Origin of the sequence: Bacillus sp. es.034 (assembly GCF_002563655.1) — a bacterium.
Taxonomy (GTDB): domain Bacteria; phylum Bacillota; class Bacilli; order Bacillales; family Bacillaceae_B; genus Rossellomorea.
Genome location: NZ_PDIY01000001.1, coordinates 1,626,813 through 1,648,430 on the forward strand (window position 1 = coordinate 1,626,813; position 21,618 = coordinate 1,648,430).

Here is a 21,618-nt window from a genome sequence, read left to right on the forward strand (position 1 = left end):
ACCTTTCATACCTTTAGTATGTGAGGGGGAGGTGGAGTTCATTCTTTCAGTGGACCAACTCGATCAGAGAATGATTTCACCTAAGAAATCCCTTAATTCATCCGCTTCTTCCCCTGTTAATTTAAATACACTCTCCACATATCCAGGTTCATCAAGGTCATCTCTTCCCATGATGGCAAATCGACTGCCCTGAAGGTCCAGTACCAATGATTTGCCGTAATAGCGTTCCGTTTGGGTAATGGCCAGGTCGTACCGCTGATTTTCCCCCATGAAACTCACGAATCGCGTTCGTGTATTTTCTGTATCGTCATATAAATAAAAACGTTCAGTCATCACGATGTCCTCCTCTTTTTATGCTTATTTCATCATATCAGACTGAGGCAGTAATTGCAGGATGTACCTGTATGGGTCAGGTGAAATTATGTTAAAATAAAGTGTCAGGTTATTGTTGAAGAAAGAGGTGAGCATCATGTATTTCGTAGACAGGGAAAAGATTGAAGAAATATTGGTCTATATGGATGAGCAGCTAAACATATTCAGCCGTCAAGAACAGTGGGACGCTACTCTGGAAAAGTTGGCGCTTGAAAGGGTGGCCCACGTCATCATTGAATCTATCCTGGACGTAGGGAACAGCATGATTGATGGATTTATCATGAGGGATCCGGGAAGTTATGAGGATATCATCGATATTCTTCTGGATGAAAAAGTGATTACAGACACGATGAGCGAAGATCTCAAACGCCTCGTCGAACAGCGTAAACCACTGGTCCAGGAATATACAACCGTTGAACACGCGCAATTACATACCATCCTGGAAGAAGTGTACCAAACACTGAACCAATTCCCGCAACAGGTCCGAAACTACCTTGAAAATGAACTGGGCCCCGTTTCGGCATTTAAAAACTAAACGTATTTGACAGCGCTTTCCATCACGAGGAGCGCTGTCTTATTTTCTTTAGAGATAACGTACTACAGTAAAACAAATAGAAATATTGGACATACTAACGACACTAAATGGAGGTAGATGATGAAAGAGTATAAAGGGTATTTAATCGATCTGGATGGAACGATGTATAAAGGAAAGGAGAAGATTGAAGAAGCGGGGGATTTCGTGAAAAGGCTGCAGGATAAGGGCCTGCCTTATCTGTTCGTGACGAATAACTCTTCAAGAAGACCGGGACAGGTAGCGGAAAAATTGCGTTCTTTTGATATACCCGCAACAAAGGAACAGGTATTTACGACATCCATGGCGACGGCACAGTATATGGCGAAGGAAAAGCCTGAAGGAACGGCCTATGTCATCGGCGAAGAAGGAATACGCTCAGCACTTGAAGAGAACGGCATTACACTGCAGGATGATAAACCGGATTTCGTGGTAGTGGGAATCGACCGGGAGATTAATTACGAGAAATTAGCCCTTGCTTGCCTGGGCGTGAGAAACGGGGCAACGTTCATTTCAACGAATGGAGATATCGCGATTCCGACTGAAAGGGGATTGCTTCCGGGAAATGGATCCCTGACATCTGTCGTGACTGTCTCCACCCAGACCGAACCGATCTTTATCGGAAAGCCTGAGTCCATTATCATGGAACAGGCATTGTCAGTGTTGGGAGTCCCGAAGGAAGATACGCTGATGGTGGGGGATAACTATGATACAGATATTCTGGCGGGAATAAATGCCGGACTCGATACGCTGCTTGTGCATACAGGAGTCACAACAAAAGAGGCATTGAGTCAAAAGCATATTCAGCCTACCTTTACTATTGGAACATTGGATCAATGGGATATATAATAAGTGAAAAAAAGTGGAGGCTGACTGCCGCCTCCACTTTTTTCATGACCCTGCTGAGTACTCAAATAAAGAAAAATGTCTTTAATTAGTAACAAATTCATAATAGACAACACACGTTTGTATAAGTAAAATAGAACTAGTGTGAAAAGAAGTAAACAAAATACTATTTATACTAAGGGGGACTTTTGAGATGGCCCTTTTGGTAACCATATCTATGCCTCTATAGATATGGTGTATGAATAAGGAGTAGGTATGTACATTATACTACTAATGAATTATGTGGTTTTTCCTCTAACTAACGATACTTTTTCCATGACGCATATTTGAGTACCCAGAAGGTTCATGAAGACAGAAAGTGAAAGTTTTTTAAAAAATTTTCGAAATCAAGTGTAAAGGTATTCAACTAGGGTAAACATCAAAGGTAGTAGGGGACTATTAGCATTGATACCTTTTCAATTTCTAACTATTCTTTACGAATGCACAACAACTTTAAGAATGAAAGTCACTGTTTCTTAGCTTGATTTTCGAAACAATCCACGTCATTTCTAAAGAATTTTTAAAAGGGTAGTGAGGTAATGAGTATTACAGTTACAGGACTTGTCGGAAAGAAAATAAGGCAACATAGAAGAGCAAAAGAAATCACCATACAACAATTAAGTCACAAATGTGGATTAACGGTTAATTATATTTCGTTGATTGAAAAGGGAGAGGCGAATCCCTCCCTGAACAAGCTGTTTGCGATTGTATGCTCCTTGGAGATCCAGTGGGAAGACATCATGCCGAATTGTGAAGAGCACCAAGACATCTACAATCACACGATTCTTTAATGAACTAATTTTCTCTTTTTAATTTCTTGTTCGATCAGAATGATGAATTCATTACTGAGTTTTAACTGTTTTGCTTTTTGATAGGCATCTATAAGGGCTTTGTCACTCAGGAGTTTAATAAGATCTCACCTCGGTCAATTTCAAAATGTGTGATACTGTAGACTCCATAAGAGTGAAAGCCTTTTTTGTGATGTATGTATTTTAGTTACGCCCCGGTTACAATTATAATAAATATAATTACAACTATATTTGTAATTATATAAAACTATTCGTTGATGTGCAAACATTAAGTTAGTTAAATGGTTCTAATTGTTTACACTGTATAATCTTTTAGGGTAGATGGTATCCATTACCTTGTACACTTCTTCCACCACTAAAAATCAGACGACCCTGTCGTCTGATTTGAAATACTTATTCACCCTCATTCTGCGCATTTCGCCCGGTGTGCCAATCGGCTTGAAGCGGCAGCTGCAATGGCGCCTACAATGTCATCCAGGAAAGTATGGCACATACCCGATGATTTATCATTCAATCTTTCCAGGATTCCCGGTTTTTGTTTATCGATATATCCGTAGTTCGTGAATCCGATCGAACCGTACACATTCACTATGGAAAAGGCCAGGATTTCATCCACACCGTATAATCCCTCATCTACTTCAACAATCGCCTGCAATGGTTCCGCAAGCATCTTTTTCTCAGCTAATATATCAAGTTGAATGCCTGTAAGTATGGCGTTCTGTACTTCACGCTTCGTCAGTACACGTTCAACGTTATAGACACATTCCTTCAATTCAAGATCAGGATGATACTTCTGTTGAAGGTACATGACTAATTGAGCGATGTCTTCAATTTCCACTCCTCTTTCATGCAGCCATTTACGTGCCGTTCTCTCTAATAAATCCATTGACTCTTTATCCTTCATCTTATTCACCTTTTTCCTTGAAAGATTATAAAACCCCTATTTCGATTAGACGAAGCCTTGTTTTACTCATATGATTCCCAATTGAAAAATAGACATAATAATAGCTTCTGTTCTCATTCTTGCCCATCCCTGGATTTAGATATTCATTCTGCGTCGAAATGATGGTCCCGGATAGCGCAGTCAGCACTTGAATGATGAAAAAGAACGGTCATTAAAGATAGGAGAGGTCGGTATGTCTCAAGAGATTCTAATGAACCATTTTGGGTTGCATCCTGAGCGGGCATTCTTCGATGGAATGATGGATCGATATATGGTCGGGGGATTAGTATATAGTATTGTGGGTGTATCGAATATGGAACAGGAAACCCTGGTGGAACTCTATAAATTAGCAGAACACCTGAAGAGCACAGGGGACCGGCATGTGTCGACTTTTGTCCAGAGCAATGAGGGGAAATTTCTCGTGGTGGAGAAGGATAAGGATTATGTCGTCCTGCGAAATGAGGGCATAGAGTCCCCGCCTTATCATAAGCTCGGCCGAAAGCTAAGCAAATTCCATTTCAGGGGACGGACCTTCGAAGAGAAAGTGGAAAAAATAAATCGCATGGGACAGTGGAAAAGTCTGTGGGAAAAGAGAATGGCTCAACTGGAAAAAGCCTATTATCAGGTCATTCAGGACCAGCCCGCTGACGAGTTTGAACGCCGGTTTGTCGAGAGTTATCCTTATTATAGTGCGCTTTCTGAAAATGCCATTCAATACCTGGTCGATACGGAGCTTGATGAAGACCCGAAGGCAGAGGACGCGGGCACGATCTGTCATGAACGCTTTCTCGAGTCCACATGGGGGACCGAAATGTGCATACATTTTCCGTTTCAATGGGTATTCGACCACTGCAGCCGGGACATAGCCGAGTGGGTGAGGGAACGATACTTCATGAGGAGCCAAACGTTTCATCCTGAGCTTCAGGAATTCATGAAAGAGTATGAGTCGGTTACACCCCTTTCTCCATTTTCATGGAGGTTGTTGTATTCCCGGCTATTGTTTCCCCTGCATTATTTCGAATGCATCGAGGAGTATTACATTTCACAATCAGAACAGAAGAAAAAGACAGTCGAGGAGAAACTGGAGCGCTATTTGAAAAATTCCCATCAATACGAAGCGTTTCTGGCAGACTTTTACCATATGTCCGAGGTGCCGGTGAAAAAGTGGGGCATTCCCCAGATAGCGTGGTTATAATCCAATCGCCAAGATGGGATGGACCTTCCCTTTTATGCTAAACTGAAGAAAAGAAAAGTGAAGGCAGGGTATGTATATGAAACCATTCATCTATATTACGAGGAAACTTCCTGAGGCCGTGGTCGCCCCATTAAAAAATGAGTTCGACGTGGAAATGTGGGAACGGGAGGATGCCCCGGTACCGAGGGATATCCTCCTTGAGAAGGCAGAGAAAGCATCTGCTTTACTCACCATGCTATCGGACAAGGTTAATCGGGAACTCTTACAGAATGCTTCCCATTTAAAAGTGGTGTCAAATCTTGCGGTTGGCTTTGATAATATCGATCTGGAAGCGGCAAAAGAAAAGGGTGTCACCATTACCAATACGCCCGATGTACTGACCGAAACGACGGCGGATTTAACTTTCGCCCTTTTGATGGCAACCGCACGACGTATCGTAGAAGCCGACCGGTATATTAAAGATGGGAAGTGGAAAAGCTGGTCACCCCTCCTCCTTGCCGGAATGGATATTCATCATAAAACGATGGGGATCGTCGGAATGGGAAGTATCGGTGAAGCGGTGGCGAGAAGGGCGAAGGGTTTTAATATGGAAGTACTGTACCATAACCGTTCCCGTAAATCCGAAGCGGAAGAATCACTTGAAGTCCGGTATGTGCCATTTGATGATCTTCTTTCCCAATCGGATTTCGTGGTTGTCCTTGCGCCTTTAAACACGGAAACAAAAGGGATGTTCCAGGAAAATCAATTCAGTAAAATGAAAAAAACAGCGATCTTTATCAATGCAGCACGGGGAGCCATCGTTAATGAATCAGCTCTTGAACAAGCGTTGAAGAGGGGGGAGATTGCGGGAGCGGGAATGGATGTATTCGAAGCAGAACCTATAAGTGAGGATCATCCTCTTCTACAGTTCGATCAAGTCGTCGCGATCCCTCATATCGGAAGCTCCTCAAAGGACACCCGTTATGACATGATGACCCTGTGTGTGGAGAACATACTGGCCGTTCTTAAAGGAGACAACCCAAAAACAGCAGTGAAGTAAAAGAAAAAAATCCTGAATCCAATAAAGGATTCAGGATTTCGAGGTTATAGCTCAATTAGAATACTTGCTCTACTTCGACGATACCAGGAACTTCTTCCACCAAAGCGCGTTCGATTCCTGCTTTTAATGTGATCGTTGAACTTGGGCAGCTTCCGCAAGCACCCAGAAGGCGCAATTTTACAATGCCATCTTCAACGTCTACAAGTTCACAATCTCCACCATCGCGAAGTAGGAACGGACGTAATTTATCTAATACTTCCTGAACGGGTGCAATCATTTCGTTTTCAGCCATAATTATCTACTCCTTTCCTTACTATCTATTATAATGACATATTCGCAAAAAATCTATCAACCTGCAAAGGATTGGGCATTTCTTTTTCAAGAAATGTTTCCCATTCCGTTTCCATAAAGAAAATGGTTCCAACCTTCCTGCTTTTTTTGTAAAATAAACAAAAGAGGGGAACAAGGGGGAGGATCATATGGAACGTAAGCCGGTTGAACTTTACGTGTACGGGGCAGAAATACTTTGTCCAAGCTGCGTGAACTTACCATCATCGAAAGAAACGTACGAGTGGCTCGAGGCTGCAGTGAGCAGGAAATATCCAAATCAGCCATTTGTCATTAAATATGTGGATATCCACAATCCGCCGGAAGAAGAATCGGTGAAACAGTTTGCCTCAAGGGTAGTGGAAGAAGATATGTTCTATCCCATTGTCTTATTGGAAGGCAAGATTGTCGGAGAAGGAAATCCCCGTCTGAAGACGATCTACTCAGAACTTGAGAAGTATGGATATAAGGCGGTTTGATCAAACTTTTTGAGAAAGGCTTTCTATAGAGGAAGCCTTTTTTTGATGGGATATTGCACATAAAAAAGAACCGCCAACCGGCGGTTCTTTCTACATCAACCATTATGATATTTATACATCCACAATACACCGGATTTCAACAAACGGGCGACCCGGCCCGTGATGGAGCGCTCGTTTACCAGTCCGAAACCATGTTTCTTTCCGAGTGAACCAAGGATCCCCTTTAGCTTGATCTTAGGCAGTTCTGCGGGAAGCTCTTCATTATTCCAACGCTTCAGCAAGATGGTGACGATTTGTTCTGCCTGCCCTTCAGCAAGTTGTGCACTAGGAGCTTGAGGAAGGCTTGCGCAGTCACCGACCACATACACGTTTTCATCCTGTGGCAGGTTATGATACTTTGTCAGGATGACGCGACCGCTTGCATCCTTTTCCACGTCCATATCCCGAACGACCTTGCTCGGTTGAATCCCGGCCGTCCACACGATGGCATCACAGAAGATCTGTTCTTCGTGGTTATGCAGTGTATTCGGCTCCACTCTTGTAATATTGGAATTGTTCACGATTTCTACGCCATTTTCGTCAAACCAGCCGTGAACGTAAGAGCTCAGACGTTCAGGGAAGGCATTGAGGATACGCGGTCCACGGTCGAATAGCTTGATCTTCAGATCAGAACGGCTTTCCCGAAGCTCACTGGCAAGTTCAATCCCGCTTAAGCCCGCACCGACGATTCCGACGATCGAACCTGCAGGAAGATTACACAGCGTTTGATACGTCTTACGTGACCTTTCAATCGTTTGAATCGAGAAGGTATGTTCATCTGCACCCGGTACATTATGATATTTATCCTCACACCCAAGCCCGATGACAAGGTCGTCATAAGGAACGGGATCCTGATCTTTCATACGGACGAGTTTATTCTCCATGTCCACGCCTGAGATATCTCCGTATACATAGGATAACCGGGCATGTTCCGGGAATGATACGCGTACATGCTGATCTGAAATCGTACCGGCAGCAAGCGCATAGTATTCTGTCTTCAGACAGTGATAAGGATTTCTGTCAATCAGGGTAATCGATACATCTTCAGGTAATTGGTTGGGTAATAAGCGAAGAAGGACGCGCATGTTCCCATATCCTCCGCCAAGCAGCACTAATTGTTTCATGGAAATTTCCCCTTTTTGCACTCTACATTATTGTTGAAATAGTGTGTTTGTATATGATTTATATCCCGTTATGGATCGGGACAGAATTAAAGGACAGTCACGCCGAAACGGGTCCTGGCAAAGTAAGCATTTTCAATATGAAGCCTAATTCGAGTAATTTCTACATAAATAAACCTATTAACATTAAAAGTATATCGAAATAAAGGTGTTTTCACAACAGAAATAAGCGAAAATGTTCACAATCTGTTATACCATTACATGGAATGCAAATCATTGACGATATTGATAAAAAAAGGTAGCATAACAAAGAGTAGTGAGGTGATGGAATTGAAACCTATTATTGAATTTTGTATAAGCAATCTTGCTAGCGGTGCGCAAAAGGCGCTTGAGATATTAGAAAGAGACCCGAACCTTGATGTCATTGAGTACGGATGCCTGGGATACTGCGGAAAATGCGCCCAAGCGTTTTATGCTCTCGTCAATGGGGAGGTCGTAACAGGCGACACGCCTGAAGAACTGGTGGATCATATCTATCAATTCCTTGAAGATAACCCGATGTTCTAAACAAAAGCCGGCCCTGACCGGCTTATTTTTTTTGTAAAAATACATGTAAAAAACCAGTGGGGATCACTGGTTTTTTACATTGACTTCATTTCTTTATGCATTTCCCGGATTTCATACCAGCGCTCCCTGGCCATTTCGATGATTTTTGGTTCGGTGGAGAGGTGCTGTTTACTGATGACTTTAGAAAGGTAGGCTACGGCTTCGTCGATCTTATCCTGCCTTCTCAGTAATTCAGCGATGATATACAAGAGCTTTGTTTCAGACATCAAAGAACCGGATGCACCATCCGTTAAATAGGCATCGATATATTCATGTGCAGCCAGATTAATGAAGCGTCTTTCCTGTTCTTTATCAGCCATCTTTCGATAAAGCCAGGCTGTGCGAAGGTATAACCCTGCTATGGTTACTTTTTTCTCCTTCTTGATTAAAGCACAGTAGGCAGCCAGTTTATACGTATTGATTGCATCTTCATATGACCTGACTTTCCCATAATCCTGAGGCTGCCAGTGAAGACTGATTTTCTTTTCAAGCTCTGCTTTAAGAACAGGAGGTATGTATACGGTGAAATCATCCGTATAAGAAAAACCGCACTGCGGACAGACGGATACGTTATAGAGCAAAGGGTTCACTTCATCTGACTCATACAGGGGGCAAAAATCACTGTCATACCCGCTGAGCTTCACAAACCGGGATCTGATCCTAATCGTACTGTATGAGTGTTTACACGATAGACACTGGGTCTTCTTATCATAAAATGGCGTCACAACCGTCATGAATCTCACCTCATAATCGGGACTATTTACCTCATTATACCTTGATGAAGGTAAAGGTAACCAGTATTTTTTATCCATGGTGAGTAAAAAGTTGTGTTTAATGAGAATATTCATATAATTACTCTTCCAATCATTCACCAAAGCCCCATCGGTTGAGTAGTAAAATAGAAAGGAGTATACTAAGTAGTAAGAAATGAAAAGCTTGGGGGTGTAATGAATGAGTGAAGTTGTCATTCTAACAGAAGCTGCTGCCCTTCAGATTAAAGATATGATGAAGGAACATGAAGAAACAGATGCCATGTTACGAGTAGCGGTAAAAGGGGGAGGCTGCAGCGGCCTTTCTTACGGTATGGGATTTGAACATGATCTACAGGATGGAGATACAACGACAGAGCAGCATGGAATCAAGCTTGTCGTAGCAAAAAATGATGCTGCCATCCTGAACGGGACGAAAATAGACTACAAGCAGTCCATGATGGGCGGCGGATTCACCATCGACAATCCGAACGCCATCGCATCATGCGGATGTGGATCATCATTCGTGACGGCGACGAATAAAGGAACGCCGGAGAACTGCTAAATGCAAAAAGGGACGGACCTCACAATTTGAGGTCCGTCCCTTTTTCGCTCTTAATGAATATGTTTCAGCGCTTCTTCCACTGGTGTGTCACCGCTTAGGATTTCGAATACTTTGTGGTTCGTTTCTTCTATTGTTAAAGAGTCTACAAGCACTTTTGCCACATCTGCACGGGAAATCTCACGGCTTTTATCCGTGATGCTTGTAGCGGCTTCAATCTTCCCTGTTGCATCATCGAATGAAAGGGATCCCGGGCGGACGATGGTGTAATTTAAGCCGCTTTCTTTCAAGTGGGCATCGGCTGCACCCTTAGCTTTTAAGTAGAATTGCAATTCATCCGGACCGCTTGAAGGGTTATCTGCACCCATTGAGCTAAGCATCACAAAACGCTCAATGCCCATCTTCTTCGCATAATCGACTGCTTTCTTAGCACCCTCCTGGTCGATGGCTAATGTCTTATCGTCTCCAGTCGAACCACCACTGCCAGCTGCAAAAATGACGGCATTCACATTTTCAAGGGCATACGAGAAATCCTGCTCAAGGTCGGCAACGATCGGTCTTGCGCCCAAATCTTCCATTTCCTTCGCCTGTTCAGTTTTTCGGATCATGGCTCTCACGAAATGCTGACTGCTGTTTGAAAGCTCTTTCACTATATGGCGGCCTGTGTTGCCGTTTGCTCCGATAACTAACACATTCATTTTACACATCATCCTTTATCTGAATTTTTTTGTCCTACTATTGGTCTACCCATTCATGATGAAAATAAACAAGGGAGTGGGCGTGAATAGGTGAAGAGCACAATGGTTGGAAGGAAGTTGTGATCACGAATTGTTACTCTTTCATAAACGAAAAAAAGCCCAGGATACGATATCCTGAGCCCTTGAATGGTATTAATCCGTAAACATGGACGTACTGTGCATCGGCTGCACCCTTGCTTTTGGATCCATATACGCTTTGGCATTGTTGACGGCTGTCGGGGCCTCGCCGAATCCACTTGCAATGAGTTTGACTTTCCCATCATACGTACTGATATCACCTGCTGCATAAATGCCCGGGATATTCGTTTCCATTCTGGAATTGACCACGATTGAATTCTTTTCGATTTCAAGACCCCAATCTTTGATCGGACCGAGGGAGGAGACAAATCCGAAATTGACAATTATTTCATCAAGGTCGATAATCTCCTTTTCATCGCCTTTTGTTTCCTCCAGTACGAGCTGATTGATCTTCTCTTCATCGACGACCAACTCAGATGGTACGTATGGTGTTTTCAATTCGACCGTGGAGTTGTGTAAATTCTCCACGCTGTGCTCATGAGCCCTGAATTTATCACGTCTATGTACGAGATACACTTTTTCTACGACCGGCTCAAGCATAAGCGCCCAGTCAACAGCAGAGTCCCCGCCGCCGCAGATGACCACTTTCTTCCCTCTGAAATGCTCAAGGTTATCGACAAAGTAATGAAGGTTTTTTCCTTCAAATTCAGACGCATGCTCGAGTTCCAGGCGGCGTGGCTGGAAGGCGCCGTTTCCTGCCGTGATGATGATCGTTCTGGAAAAATGGACTTCTTTATCGGTGGTGAGCTTGAACATGCCGTCAGCCTGTTTTTCTACCCCTTCCACGGCCTGCTCCAGACAGATCGTCGTTTCGAATTTCGCCATTTGCTCTTTTAGATTATTGACGAGGTCCTGGGCCTTCACTTTCGGAAACCCGGCAACGTCATATATGTATTTCTCAGGATAAAGAGTCGCAAGCTGCCCCCCGAGTTGTGGTAAACTTTCGATGATCTTGACTGATGCTTTTCTCATGCCGCCATAGAACGCTGTAAACAGCCCAGTTGGACCGCCGCCTATGATCGTAATATCATACACTTTTTGATCTTCCTTCAACTTGATCCCTCCAACCATATAGGTATGCTTCTTTTACCTTTATTCTATCACACAGCTTTTGATTATTCACAATGATAGAAGGTGTAAGTTCAGATAAATCAGACTTATCTATGAAAGAGACTACGACTTTTGATTGATTCAACGGGCATTTTTTAAATATTCTTAAGAATTTAATTTCCTATATATATCTTGAAAATGCGAGGCAAAAAGAATATTATGTAATGTAGACATATTGTTAAGAATTTATGACAATTTTCGCATAACTATGGAATAGTTCGTGAAATATGTCACATACTTTGTTCTCATATTTTTATACACTATTTCCTTTTTCAATAAGGAAAGAAACATCGCGTTTGATTTGTTTTAGCTTCCTTTTTATAGGGAAAAAGATAATAGTATCAGATTGAACGGGATAAAAACGCATAATGTGGAGGACTCTAAGAGTATCCAAAGCAAATTTATCAAAAAAGGTGGATGTGATTCAGTTGAGAAAGCCAAGAATCGTTGTATTAGGTGCAGGTTACGGTGGATTAATGACGGTAACCCGTCTTCAGAAGCAACTCGGAACAAATGAAGCAGAAATTATTTTAATTAATAAGAACGATTATCACTATGAAACCACTTGGTTACACGAAGCTTCCGCAGGTACACTTCATCACGACCGTGTGCGCTACGACGTGAAAGATGTTGTCAACACGAGCAAAGTGAACTTCCTGCAAGCCACTGTTGAAGACATCAAAGTGGAAGAGAAGAAAGTCATCACGGGTGAAGGCGAAGTAGAATTCGATTACCTGGTAGTGGCTCTTGGTGCAGAATCCGAGACATTCGGAATTCCAGGCCTTCATGAGCATGCATTCATGATTTCAAACATCAACTCTGCCCGTCAAATCCGTGAGCACATTGAATTGCAATTTGCTACGTATAAGAACGAGGGAGAATTGAACGATGAACGCTTGACCATCGTTGTAGGTGGAGCAGGATTCACTGGTATCGAATTCCTTGGAGAACTGGGTAACCGTGTTCCTGAGCTTTGCCATGAATATGATATCGACCGTAAGAAAGTGCGCATCGTATGTGTGGAAGCTGCACCGATGATCCTTCCTGGATTCGATCCGGAGCTTGTGAAATACGCACGTGCCAAGCTTGAGAAAAAAGGCGTGGAATTCCATATCGGAACTCCTCTGAAAGAAGCAAAAGCAGACAGCGTACTCATCGCCAAAGGTGAAGATGAAGTCGAAGAAATCCAAGCTGGTACGATTGTATGGGCTGCAGGTGTTCGCGGTAATGCCGTCATCGAAAGAGCTGGAATCGAAAACATGCGTGCCCGCGTGAAAATCAACCGTGATCTTCGCGCACCTGGACACGGCAATATCTTCATCATCGGTGACTGTTCATTGATGATCAATGAAGAAACAGAACGTCCATACCCACCGACTGCACAGATCGCTATGCAGCAAGGGGAAGTATGTGCCCGTAACATCGCTTCTTTACTGCACGGTAAAGAGGATCTGGAATTATTCACTCCGGACATCAAAGGGACAGTATGTTCACTTGGTGAAGATGATGCAATTGGTGTCGTATACGGCAAGAAAATCACTGGTACTAAAGCTTCCTTCATGAAGAAGGTAGTTGATAACCGTGCTCTATACATGGTTGGTGGACCATCACTAGTGTTCAAAAAAGGTAAATTCAAGTTCTTTTAAGCCTTAAAGGATTGAATGAAAGCAGAGTGGATTCCACTCTGCTTTTTATTATGAAGGAATGTAGATGGAGGTGCTTACAATGAAAAGGGGTAAAGTGTGGCTGGCCGTTGCAGGTCTGGTCATGGATGAGGATGGGAAATGGCTCGTGGTTAAAAAGAAATACAGCGGATTGAAAGGGATGTGGTCCCTGCCTGCAGGATTTGTCAACGCCGGGGAAACCGTCGATGAAGCAGTCATAAGAGAAGTGAAGGAAGAAACGGGGTTACATACAACCATCAAAGGGATCATCGGCGTAAGGTCGGGAGTCATCCAGAACGATATCAGCGACAATATGATGATCTTTCTGCTCAAGAATGAGGGAATTTCTTCTATTAAAAAAGAGGAAGCTGAGTTGTGGGATGTCCAGTGGAAATCGCCTCAAGATCTTCTGGCAGATGAGAAGACATCCGTGATGGTGCATGAGATGATCAAACGAGTGGGTTCCAGGCAGAAGTTGAATATGATCGAAGGCATCAATCCAGGTGACCAATTCGCCTACACAAACTACCATTTATTTTTATAAAATTCTGTAAATTTTAAGAAAAAAAGAGATAATGAAAGAAAAACATAAATGTATTCGCTTTCTTAAAGGTACATCCCCTTTAATGTCCCTTTTCTTTATTTCGGATAGATGATATATTATCAGAAAATTAAGAAATTAAAGAAAAGGGAGAGGGAAAAATGAGAGCTACTGCGAATGCTAAAACGAAATACTGTCTTTATTGTTCAGGAAAAGGGTACTTTCAGTTAGTATTGGGTGGTTCTGAAACGTGTCCGTGCTGCGGAGGCAGCGGGAAACAGAAATAACCCCTAAAGGATAAACGATGAAAGCAGACCTGACGAAGGTGGGTACTCCCTTGTGGAGTATGGAAACCGGCGTTGGGTCTGTTTTTTCATGTCTCGATGATAAATAAGTTTATTTTGTGAATAAGTGACAAATCTTACCCTGAAAATATTGACGCTTACATTTCACTCGAGGTACACTATTCTTTAGTGTTATGGAGGTGTAATTTGAAATGCCTATACATGTAATGATTATATCGATGCTTCTATTTTTTGTTCTATTTTTCGGAATAGGATTTTTGTTAAATATGTTATTGCGTATGACGTGGATTATGGCCATCATTTATCCGATTGTCGTTATTTTTATCGTGGACGAAGTTCGTTTTATAGATTACTTCCGAAATGCAGGGGAGTCTTTTTCGGAACTTGGGACAAGACTCAGCCACTTGGCTGTAGCCGATCTAGTGATTCTTGGAAGCGGCCTCGCAGGTGCCATCCTGTCAGGCATCGTTATGAGAATCCTAAGAGCAAAAGGATATAGAATGTTCTAACCACATCCGTTTAACCGGGAACCTAAATCCCAAGGTTGAACGGATTTTTTATTTTGGACGAAAGCAAGTGCCTGGAGCGGAAAGGAACGGTCTCTGTTTCCAGGCACTTGCTCATAAATATTAATTCTCTAAGAAAATATTTTAGAAAATGGAACATACTAGTTGAAGTATAGAATAGCCTGGTTTAAAGCAGTTTTTCCCTAAAAGGAAAACTAAAATGATTTCCAAATATTACAACTATTCGATTTTTTTATCAATTTATGCATATATCTCCTCCCCAACGGGAAGTATGTAGGGTGGGAGGAGTGAATACATGAATCTGTTTAAAAGTTGGACAAAGAGATTCGTTATGATCAGTTTATTTATCCTTGCACTCGGTACGACCTTTCAATCGGTGTCGGGGGTAGAGGCGCAAACCTTTAAAACCTGGATGATGGACAAGGGTGACAGTGATCAGATGAGTCTCCAAGACAAAGAGCATAAGACAAATCCACTGCATTTGTCATTCAAGTTTCTTAAAAGTTTTACAGGCTATGAGACAAAAGTGTCAGCAAGTGCATCTGCCAAGCCTGCCACATTGGAAGAATCCATTGATTGGGATCAATATACGAAACATAAGGTTGTAGCAACGGGCTATACGGCCGGCGTTGAATCGACGGGGAAGGACCCGGGTCATCCCCTTTACGGCATTACATATTCAGGAGTGAAAGTGAAGCGCGATCTGTATTCTACGATAGCAGCGGATATTTCCATCTATCCAATCGGAACCATCCTGTTTATCCCTCACTATGGTTATGGGGTCGTAGCTGATACAGGGAGCGCGATCACAGGAAATAAATTGGACCTCTATTATGAAACGGTGGACGACGTTTATAATGAATGGGGTAAACAAACACTGGAAGTCTATGTGGTCCAGATGGGTACAGGTGAGTTATCCGAACAGGACTTGACCGATCTGAATGAAAACAAATCCATGCAGGTTTTCAGGCAGCAGATTTTATCACCAGAAAAAGAATAGAGACGGGCACGCAGTCGAACTGCGTGCTTTATTAATGTGAAGGCCTTGGACTCAGATAAGAACAAAGGTGCAATCAGTTTAACACCAGTGTAAATAGGGGAAAAAGAAAGTGAGATTCGAAACCAAAAGGAGTGGAAGATATGAACAAAAGTCAATTCGACAAAATGAAGAACGGAGAAGGATTCATCGCGGCGCTTGATCAAAGCGGCGGCAGTACACCGAAGGCATTGGCAGGGTACGGAGTCCTTGAAGATTCTTATTCCAATGAAGACGAAATGTTTGATAAGGTCCATGAAATGCGGACGAGGATCATCACTTCCCCATCCTTCAGCCACGAGAGGATCCTCGGGGTCATTCTTTTTGAACAAACGATGGACCGGGAAATCGAAGGCAAATATACAGCGGACTACCTTGCAGACAAAGGCATCGTCCCTTTCCTGAAAGTGGATAAAGGACTGGTGGAAGAGAAGAATGGTGTCCAGCTCATGAAACCGATCCCTGACTTGGAAGAGACTCTGCGCCGTGCCACTGAACGGAAGATTTTCGGCACGAAAATGCGCTCAGTTATCTACGAACCGAACACGAGCGGCATCAAAGAAGTAGTCGATCAGCAGTTCGACATTGGAAAACGCATCATCGCTGCTGGTTTGGTTCCGATCATCGAACCTGAAGTCAATATCCACAGTGAACAAAAGAAAAAATCTGAAGACATTCTATGCGATGAAATCCTGAAGCATTTGAATGAACTAGCTGAAGATGAAAACGTCATGCTGAAGCTCTCGATCCCTACGAAAGCGAATGCGTATAAAAAATTGGTTGAGCATCCACGTGTCGTGCGGGTCGTCGCACTTTCAGGAGGCTATTCCCGTGATCAAGCTAACGAGAAGCTGAAAGAAAATGACGGAGTGATTGCAAGCTTCTCCCGGGCATTGGCAGCCGACCTGAGTGCCGATCAAACCGATGAAGAGTTTGATGCTGCGTTGAAGAAGGCTGTTGATTCGATTTATGAGGCGTCCGTTCATAAGAACTGATGGATTAAGAAAAAAGAACATGCCTGCTCGCATATAAGTGAGCAGGCATGTTCTTTTACGTTTCATGATATAAATCGGGATGAAGCAACCGGGCAAGCTTCACGGCCCCTTTTAACAGAAGGGGGGATGGCCTGCAATAGAGTGCTTCTTCCAGGACGAAAATCCGGTCTCCCTGTACAGCGTCGAGTGTATTCCACTCAGGGCGGTTCTTTACGAGTTCAGGCTTGACCCTGCTTTGCCTGACACCGACCCATGCCAGGCAGATATAATCCGGATCGCGCTTCAATACGTCCTCCCAATCGGTTTGAACACTTGCCAGGTCCACATCGTCAAAAAGGTTTCGTGCACCGACCATTGTGCTTAACTCGGTCAGCCAGTTGACCCTTCCTGGGGTGAAGACGGGTTTCGGCCACCATTCCCAATAAAGGGACGGGGGATGTGATACCTTTTCCCCGATCGTCTTTAAACGTTCGACAGTACCCAAAAATTCCTGGCGGCGTTTTATGGCATGCTCCTCGATCCCACAGGCTCTCCCAACCGTAAGGAGATCATCCGCAATGTCCGTGAAGCTCTGGGGGTTCAAGGTGATGTGGGGGATATTCTTCTTTTCGAGTTCTTCTATATTTTTCTCCATACCTGGGACGCTTAAGGATGAAAACACCAGATCCGGCTTCAATGACTCGAGCTTATCCATGTTAATCGATAGATCCGGTCCGAGCTGTGGAAGGGACTTTACCTCTGACGGATAGTCGGAGTAATCGTCAACGCCTGCAAGAAGAGGTGTCAATCCCAGGTAATCGATGATTTCTGTATTACTGGGGCAAATGGATACGATTTTCATGATCACACTCCTAGACGATGAATAAATAATGAAGCAGAAGCGTCAGGATGATTCCTGAAAGTCCACCGAAGAATACCTCAATCGGTTTATGACCGAGTAATTCCTTCAGCTCCTTGCGCTTCTCTTGTTCAGGTTTGTTCTGCCAGCCTTTAGCCTCTGACATGAATCTCTGGAAATCCACCATCAATTGATTGAGGACGATCGCCTGTTCTCCTGCCTGCCTTCTGACACCCGTTGCATCAAACATCGTAATGATGGCAAACATGGCAGATACAGCGAAGATAGGGGAGGAGAGTCCCACCTCAAGGGCCACCCCGGTGGATAATGCCGTCACGGCCGCTGAATGGGAACTCGGCATCCCCCCTGTTGAGGTGATCAATGACCAGTTCCATTCCCTCGTCGCGATAAACTGTATGGGAACCTTTACAAACTGAGCAAAAAAGATCGAAAATAAAGACGCCCATAATGGAAAATTAAACAGTACTTCCATGCTGTGAAATGCCACCCTTTCAATAGTTTGAATAAAAATAATGTTCTCATTATATCATACCCCATCCACCCCTCGTATAACTTTGAAAAGCAGATTGTTAGAAAGTCGAAATAATTGGACATCTTCGCTATAATAGAGAATGGAGGTGTCGGTGAACATGAAATTTTCAATCAATCAAAATGAAGTAACCAATGCAAATGGAGAATGCCTCGTCGTGGGTATTTACAATCAGCCAACATTCGAAGGAGAGCTGAAAGAGCTCGATCATAAGTTTGAAGGCTATCTTACACAGCTTGCGAAGGATGGCGACATATCTTCCAAGCACAAGAAAGTATCAAAGATACATACGTTTGGAAAACTGGAAACGAAAAGGATCGTATTCGTAGGACTTGGAAAACACAAAGAGCTGACATTTGATCTTTTAAAAGAATCATTGGGCTCTGCGTCCAAAACCTTAAAAAATATGAAAGTGTCCTCGTTTTCAGTCGCACTTGAGACATTTGTTTCTGAGGAGATGGTGGCGACGGATGTGGCCCATGCCTTCATGGAAGCCTTTACGATGTCTACATATGAATTCGACGGTTATAAGAAGAAATCAAATGAACCGGAAGTACATGTAGAAGCAATCGAATTTTTTACAAACGGAGATTCGAAGGAAGTCGAGACGGCTTTGCACATTGGTTCTGCTTTCGGGAATGGAGTAAACTCAGCCCGTACACTGGTGAATACACCTGGTAATCTATTAACTTCGACAAAATTGGCAGAATACGCTCTGGAATTGGCTGAAAGATACAGCTTTGAGGTGGAAATCCTCGACAAGGAAGAAATGGAGCACCTTGGAATGGGGGCACTTCTTGCCGTGAACCAGGGATCCGTAGAACCTCCGAAGATGATCGTACTGAAGTATAACGGGAAAGAGGAATGGAAGGATGTCATCGGTTTAGTCGGGAAAGGGATCACGTTTGACACAGGCGGCTACTCCCTAAAGCCCAAAGATGGAATCGTCGGGATGAAAACCGATATGGGCGGTGCAGCTGCAGTACTCGGTGCCATGGAAATCATCGGGGAAATCAAACCGGAACAAAATGTCGTTGCCGTCATCCCGTCAACGGACAATATGGTGAGCGGCTCTGCATTCAAGCCTGACGATGTGATTACCTCCATGAGCGGTAAGACCATCGAAGTGTTGAATACCGACGCAGAGGGGCGTCTCGCGCTTGCTGACGGTATGACCTATGCCAAGCATCAAGGAGCCAACTATTTAGTGGACGTTGCAACCTTGACCGGTGGAGTCATCGTGGCTCTCGGTGAGGATAAAACCGGTGCCCTCACAAATCATGAAGCATTCTTCGAGCAGGTACTGGAGGCTTCAGGGGAATCAGGTGAATTTATCTGGCGCCTTCCTTATACGGAAAATGATAAAAAGCGGGTCCGTGGAAGTGATATTGCCGATTTGAGCAACTCACCGGGACGAGCAGGCCATGCGATCATGGGTGGAGCGTTCGTCGGTGAATTTGCTGAAGGCCTGCCTTGGGTACACCTCGACATCGCCGGGACGGCTACTACAAAAGGGAGCCATGATCTCGGTCCTTCAGGTGCCACAGGCGTCATGGCAAGAACCCTTGCCTTACTGGTCGAACGCTTTGTGCCATTAGAAAAATAAAGTGATTTGCACAACGGAAGAGTCTTGTTTCAGTGCCTGAGATTGATGGTGCTGGGAGGAGGCTCTTTTTTTACTTTTTTTCGGAGGGGGGTGGGGTGAGGTGTTTGTGGGTATAATTGGTAAATAACGCAATTACGGTGAAAAACGACGCAATTACCAAGAACCCAGACCGTTCCTATATGTATCTTGTCGCTTGATGGAATACCATTTACGCCGTAAGAAGAGTGAATCCGGCCGTCGGTGGGAGGAAATCCAGCCAAAAATATGAAAAATCCGGCCATTATTGGTCAAAAACCAGCCGAAATGGAACCGAATCCAGCCGATTAACATTTAGTGGAAACCCACCCGGACCGCACCCGGATCCTGCGCCTCCTCCCACCGCACCGCCTCAAAACCTATGAAAAAATTCCCACTCCTTCTTTCACCCTGCTAAAGCATTGACAAACTCTCTTTATCTTGTTAAAGTTGAAATCGTGATTTTATTACTCTACCAATTTAGCGAACTAAAGTGTTGGTATAAGTAACGACAACAGTAAAAGGAACAAAATGATAAATAGTATCTTAAGGAGGAAGCAGTTATGAACGCAGTTGTGATAGCGGTTCTTGTCATGCTCGTGTTGAGCCTTGCACGTGTGAACGTGGTATTCGCCCTGATTACGGGTGCACTGGTCGGGGGACTGACTGGCGGACTGGGATTGGACGAGACGATATCCGTCTTTACGGAGGGAATTAGCGGCGGGGCGAGCATCGCGTTAAGTTATGCCCTGCTGGGTGGATTTGCAGTGGCCATTTCCTATACGGGAATTCCGAATCTCCTCGTTGACTGGGTATTGAAGGTCGTTGGGAAAAAAGGGGATTCAAGAAAGACAGCCCTTTCGAAAGCACTTATTGTTATTTCTATTTTAATCATGGCTTGTTTTTCTCAGAATGTGATTCCGATTCACATCGCTTTTATCCCGATTCTCATCCCGCCTTTATTGAAGGTGATGACGGAGTTGCGGATCGATAGACGTTTGATCGCATCGGTGATCACGTTTGGATTGACGGCTCCATATATTCTTTTGCCGGTAGGATTTGGACTTCAGTTCCATGAAATCATCGCTCAGAACATGGCTTCAAGTGGAATGGAAATCAACATGGGCGATATTCCGAAAGCCATGCTTCTCCCTGTAGGAGGAATGGTCATCGGATTACTGATTGCTGTATTTGTGAGTTATCGGAAACCGAGAGACTACAGTGAAGCTGAAGAAGTCATTGCCGATGAAAAGGTCGTTTACAATAAAAGAGCGATGGTTTTCGCTCTCATTTCCATCGTAGTGGCCTTATACGTTCAGCTTCAGTTGGAATCGATGATCTTTGGGGCACTTGCAGGCATTGCGGTGCTGTATCTTTCAGGATCGGTTAAATGGAAAGAAGCAGACGGATTGTTGAATGAAGGAATGAAAATGATGGCCTTTATCGGCTTTGTCATGATCACGGCATCCGGATTTGCAGCAGTGGTGACGGAAACAGGAGATGTAGAAACATTGGTTAAGGCGACGGCTGATGTCATTGGCGGCAACCAGGCTTTGGCTGCCCTCATCATGCTCGTCGTCGGGCTCCTGGTGACGATGGGGATCGGTTCTTCATTTGCCACCATTCCGATCATTGCGGCCATCTTCGTCCCACTTGCCATGGAGCTTGGATTCAGCCCTCTCGCAACGGTTGCGATTGTCGGTACAGCAGGTGCACTTGGTGACGCCGGGTCGCCGGCATCAGACAGTACGCTTGGACCGACAGCGGGACTGAATGCCGATGGCCAGCATAATCACATCTGGGATACATGTGTCCCGACCTTTTTACACTATAATATTCCATTGATCCTGTTCGGTTGGATCGCAGCGATCATACTATAAAGAAAAGAAGCGGGGGCT

Annotated in this window: 26 protein-coding genes; 16 read left to right on the forward strand and 10 right to left on the reverse strand. The window is 43.9% G+C overall.

Translation table 11 applies throughout. The features are described from left to right. Positions 1–63 precede the first annotated feature (63 nt). Positions 64–333 (reverse strand): DUF3055 domain-containing protein, encoded by a 270-nt coding sequence (locus ATG71_RS08165; protein WP_098439187.1) that lies wholly within the window; start codon positions 331–333, stop codon positions 64–66. A gap of 136 nt (positions 334–469) precedes the next feature. On the opposite strand from ATG71_RS08165, the gene ATG71_RS08170 reads away from it, so the two are divergent. The 3 genes from ATG71_RS08170 to ATG71_RS08180 all read left to right on the forward strand — a co-directional run bounded on the left by ATG71_RS08170 (position 470) and on the right by ATG71_RS08180 (position 2,619). Beyond that, complete coding sequence (locus ATG71_RS08170) at positions 470–907, forward strand: DUF86 domain-containing protein (RefSeq protein WP_098439188.1); 438 nt, start codon at positions 470–472, stop codon at positions 905–907. A 120-nt stretch (positions 908–1,027) separates the two neighbouring features. Then, entirely contained in the window at positions 1,028–1,792 is a 765-nt protein-coding gene (locus ATG71_RS08175; protein ID WP_098439189.1) for a TIGR01457 family HAD-type hydrolase, read from the forward strand. Positions 1,793–2,367: 575 nt separating this feature from the next. After that, positions 2,368–2,619, forward strand: coding sequence for a helix-turn-helix domain-containing protein (locus ATG71_RS08180; RefSeq protein WP_098439190.1), 252 nt, complete (start codon positions 2,368–2,370; stop codon positions 2,617–2,619). On the opposite strand, the gene sda is transcribed toward ATG71_RS08180, so the two are convergent. After that, a complete protein-coding gene (sda, locus tag ATG71_RS08185) occupies positions 2,616–2,738 on the reverse strand; it encodes a sporulation histidine kinase inhibitor Sda (protein WP_098441759.1) in 123 nt (40 codons plus the stop codon). The genes ATG71_RS08180 and sda overlap by 4 nt on opposite strands. A 302-nt stretch (positions 2,739–3,040) precedes the next feature. Continuing rightward, the gene (locus tag ATG71_RS08190; RefSeq protein ID WP_098439191.1) at positions 3,041–3,541 is read right to left on the reverse strand and encodes a phosphatidylglycerophosphatase A family protein; all 501 of its coding nucleotides are present in this window, start codon (positions 3,539–3,541) and stop codon (positions 3,041–3,043) included. A 232-nt stretch (positions 3,542–3,773) separates the two neighbouring features. On the opposite strand from ATG71_RS08190, the gene yutH reads away from it, so the two are divergent. Together yutH and ATG71_RS08200 are read left to right on the forward strand one after the other, a co-directional pair. Next, positions 3,774–4,775 carry a spore coat putative kinase YutH gene (gene yutH, locus ATG71_RS08195; RefSeq protein WP_098439192.1) on the forward strand — a complete coding sequence of 334 codons (1,002 nt, stop codon included), beginning with the start codon at positions 3,774–3,776 and terminating at the stop codon, positions 4,773–4,775. A 76-nt stretch (positions 4,776–4,851) separates the two neighbouring features. Further along, positions 4,852–5,814 carry a 2-hydroxyacid dehydrogenase gene (locus ATG71_RS08200; RefSeq protein ID WP_098441760.1) on the forward strand — a complete coding sequence of 321 codons (963 nt, stop codon included), beginning with the start codon at positions 4,852–4,854 and terminating at the stop codon, positions 5,812–5,814. A gap of 55 nt (positions 5,815–5,869) precedes the next feature. Here the strand turns inward: ATG71_RS08200 and ATG71_RS08205 are convergent, their stop codons facing one another. After that, positions 5,870–6,106, reverse strand: coding sequence for a NifU family protein (locus tag ATG71_RS08205; RefSeq protein ID WP_034763763.1), 237 nt, complete (start codon positions 6,104–6,106; stop codon positions 5,870–5,872). Between the two features lie 187 nt (positions 6,107–6,293). Here ATG71_RS08205 and ATG71_RS08210 point away from each other — a divergent pair, with 187 nt between their 5' ends. Next, positions 6,294–6,620, forward strand: a complete 327-nt coding sequence (locus ATG71_RS08210) for a YuzD family protein (protein WP_098439193.1) — start codon at positions 6,294–6,296, stop codon at positions 6,618–6,620. Between the two features lie 95 nt (positions 6,621–6,715). Here the strand turns inward: ATG71_RS08210 and ATG71_RS08215 are convergent, their stop codons facing one another. Then, positions 6,716–7,783: an NAD(P)/FAD-dependent oxidoreductase gene (locus tag ATG71_RS08215; protein ID WP_034763767.1), complete on the reverse strand. Its 1,068-nt coding sequence runs from the start codon at positions 7,781–7,783 to the stop codon at positions 6,716–6,718. Between the two features lie 321 nt (positions 7,784–8,104). Between ATG71_RS08215 and ATG71_RS08220 the strand changes: the two genes are divergently transcribed. Continuing rightward, entirely contained in the window at positions 8,105–8,347 is a 243-nt protein-coding gene (locus ATG71_RS08220) for a YuzB family protein (protein ID WP_060673070.1), read from the forward strand. A 74-nt stretch (positions 8,348–8,421) separates the two neighbouring features. Here ATG71_RS08220 and ATG71_RS08225 read toward each other — a convergent pair whose 3' ends face one another. After that, positions 8,422–9,120: a DUF2225 domain-containing protein gene (locus tag ATG71_RS08225; protein ID WP_098441761.1), complete on the reverse strand. Its 699-nt coding sequence runs from the start codon at positions 9,118–9,120 to the stop codon at positions 8,422–8,424. Between the two features lie 217 nt (positions 9,121–9,337). Here ATG71_RS08225 and ATG71_RS08230 point away from each other — a divergent pair, with 217 nt between their 5' ends. Next, a complete protein-coding gene (locus tag ATG71_RS08230) occupies positions 9,338–9,700 on the forward strand; it encodes a HesB/IscA family protein (protein WP_098439194.1) in 363 nt (120 codons plus the stop codon). A 50-nt stretch (positions 9,701–9,750) separates the two neighbouring features. Here the strand turns inward: ATG71_RS08230 and ATG71_RS08235 are convergent, their stop codons facing one another. After that, complete coding sequence (locus ATG71_RS08235; protein WP_098439195.1) at positions 9,751–10,395, reverse strand: SDR family oxidoreductase; 645 nt, start codon at positions 10,393–10,395, stop codon at positions 9,751–9,753. 192 nt (positions 10,396–10,587) lie between these two features. Continuing rightward, complete coding sequence (locus ATG71_RS08240; protein ID WP_098441762.1) at positions 10,588–11,586, reverse strand: NAD(P)/FAD-dependent oxidoreductase; 999 nt, start codon at positions 11,584–11,586, stop codon at positions 10,588–10,590. A gap of 485 nt (positions 11,587–12,071) precedes the next feature. Between ATG71_RS08240 and ATG71_RS08245 the strand changes: the two genes are divergently transcribed. The 6 genes from ATG71_RS08245 (at position 12,072) to ATG71_RS08265 (ending at position 16,711) form a co-directional block, all read left to right on the forward strand. Continuing rightward, entirely contained in the window at positions 12,072–13,289 is a 1,218-nt protein-coding gene (locus ATG71_RS08245) for an NAD(P)/FAD-dependent oxidoreductase (protein WP_098441763.1), read from the forward strand. A 79-nt stretch (positions 13,290–13,368) separates the two neighbouring features. Further along, positions 13,369–13,851, forward strand: a complete 483-nt coding sequence (locus ATG71_RS08250) for an NUDIX hydrolase (protein WP_098439196.1) — start codon at positions 13,369–13,371, stop codon at positions 13,849–13,851. 158 nt (positions 13,852–14,009) lie between these two features. After that, positions 14,010–14,135: a YuiA family protein gene (locus ATG71_RS23340; protein WP_159362729.1), complete on the forward strand. Its 126-nt coding sequence runs from the start codon at positions 14,010–14,012 to the stop codon at positions 14,133–14,135. Positions 14,136–14,344: 209 nt separating this feature from the next. Continuing rightward, a complete protein-coding gene (locus ATG71_RS08255) occupies positions 14,345–14,662 on the forward strand; it encodes a YuiB family protein (protein ID WP_034763779.1) in 318 nt (105 codons plus the stop codon). 313 nt (positions 14,663–14,975) lie between these two features. Next, positions 14,976–15,680, forward strand: a complete 705-nt coding sequence (locus tag ATG71_RS08260; protein ID WP_098439197.1) for a 3D domain-containing protein — start codon at positions 14,976–14,978, stop codon at positions 15,678–15,680. Between the two features lie 140 nt (positions 15,681–15,820). Then, positions 15,821–16,711, forward strand: coding sequence for a fructose bisphosphate aldolase (locus ATG71_RS08265; RefSeq protein ID WP_098439198.1), 891 nt, complete (start codon positions 15,821–15,823; stop codon positions 16,709–16,711). Between the two features lie 55 nt (positions 16,712–16,766). Here the strand turns inward: ATG71_RS08265 and ATG71_RS08270 are convergent, their stop codons facing one another. Further along, a complete protein-coding gene (locus ATG71_RS08270; protein WP_098439199.1) occupies positions 16,767–17,552 on the reverse strand; it encodes an ABC transporter substrate-binding protein in 786 nt (261 codons plus the stop codon). 10 nt (positions 17,553–17,562) lie between these two features. After that, on the reverse strand, positions 17,563–18,042 hold the full coding sequence (locus tag ATG71_RS08275) for a divergent PAP2 family protein (protein ID WP_034763787.1): 480 nt from the start codon (positions 18,040–18,042) through the stop codon (positions 17,563–17,565). Positions 18,043–18,199: 157 nt separating this feature from the next. Between ATG71_RS08275 and ATG71_RS08280 the strand changes: the two genes are divergently transcribed. Together ATG71_RS08280 and ATG71_RS08285 are read left to right on the forward strand one after the other, a co-directional pair. Continuing rightward, a complete protein-coding gene (locus tag ATG71_RS08280; RefSeq protein WP_098439200.1) occupies positions 18,200–19,705 on the forward strand; it encodes a leucyl aminopeptidase in 1,506 nt (501 codons plus the stop codon). 578 nt (positions 19,706–20,283) lie between these two features. Further along, a complete protein-coding gene (locus tag ATG71_RS08285) occupies positions 20,284–21,600 on the forward strand; it encodes a Na+/H+ antiporter family protein (RefSeq protein WP_098439201.1) in 1,317 nt (438 codons plus the stop codon). Positions 21,601–21,618 lie beyond the last annotated feature (18 nt).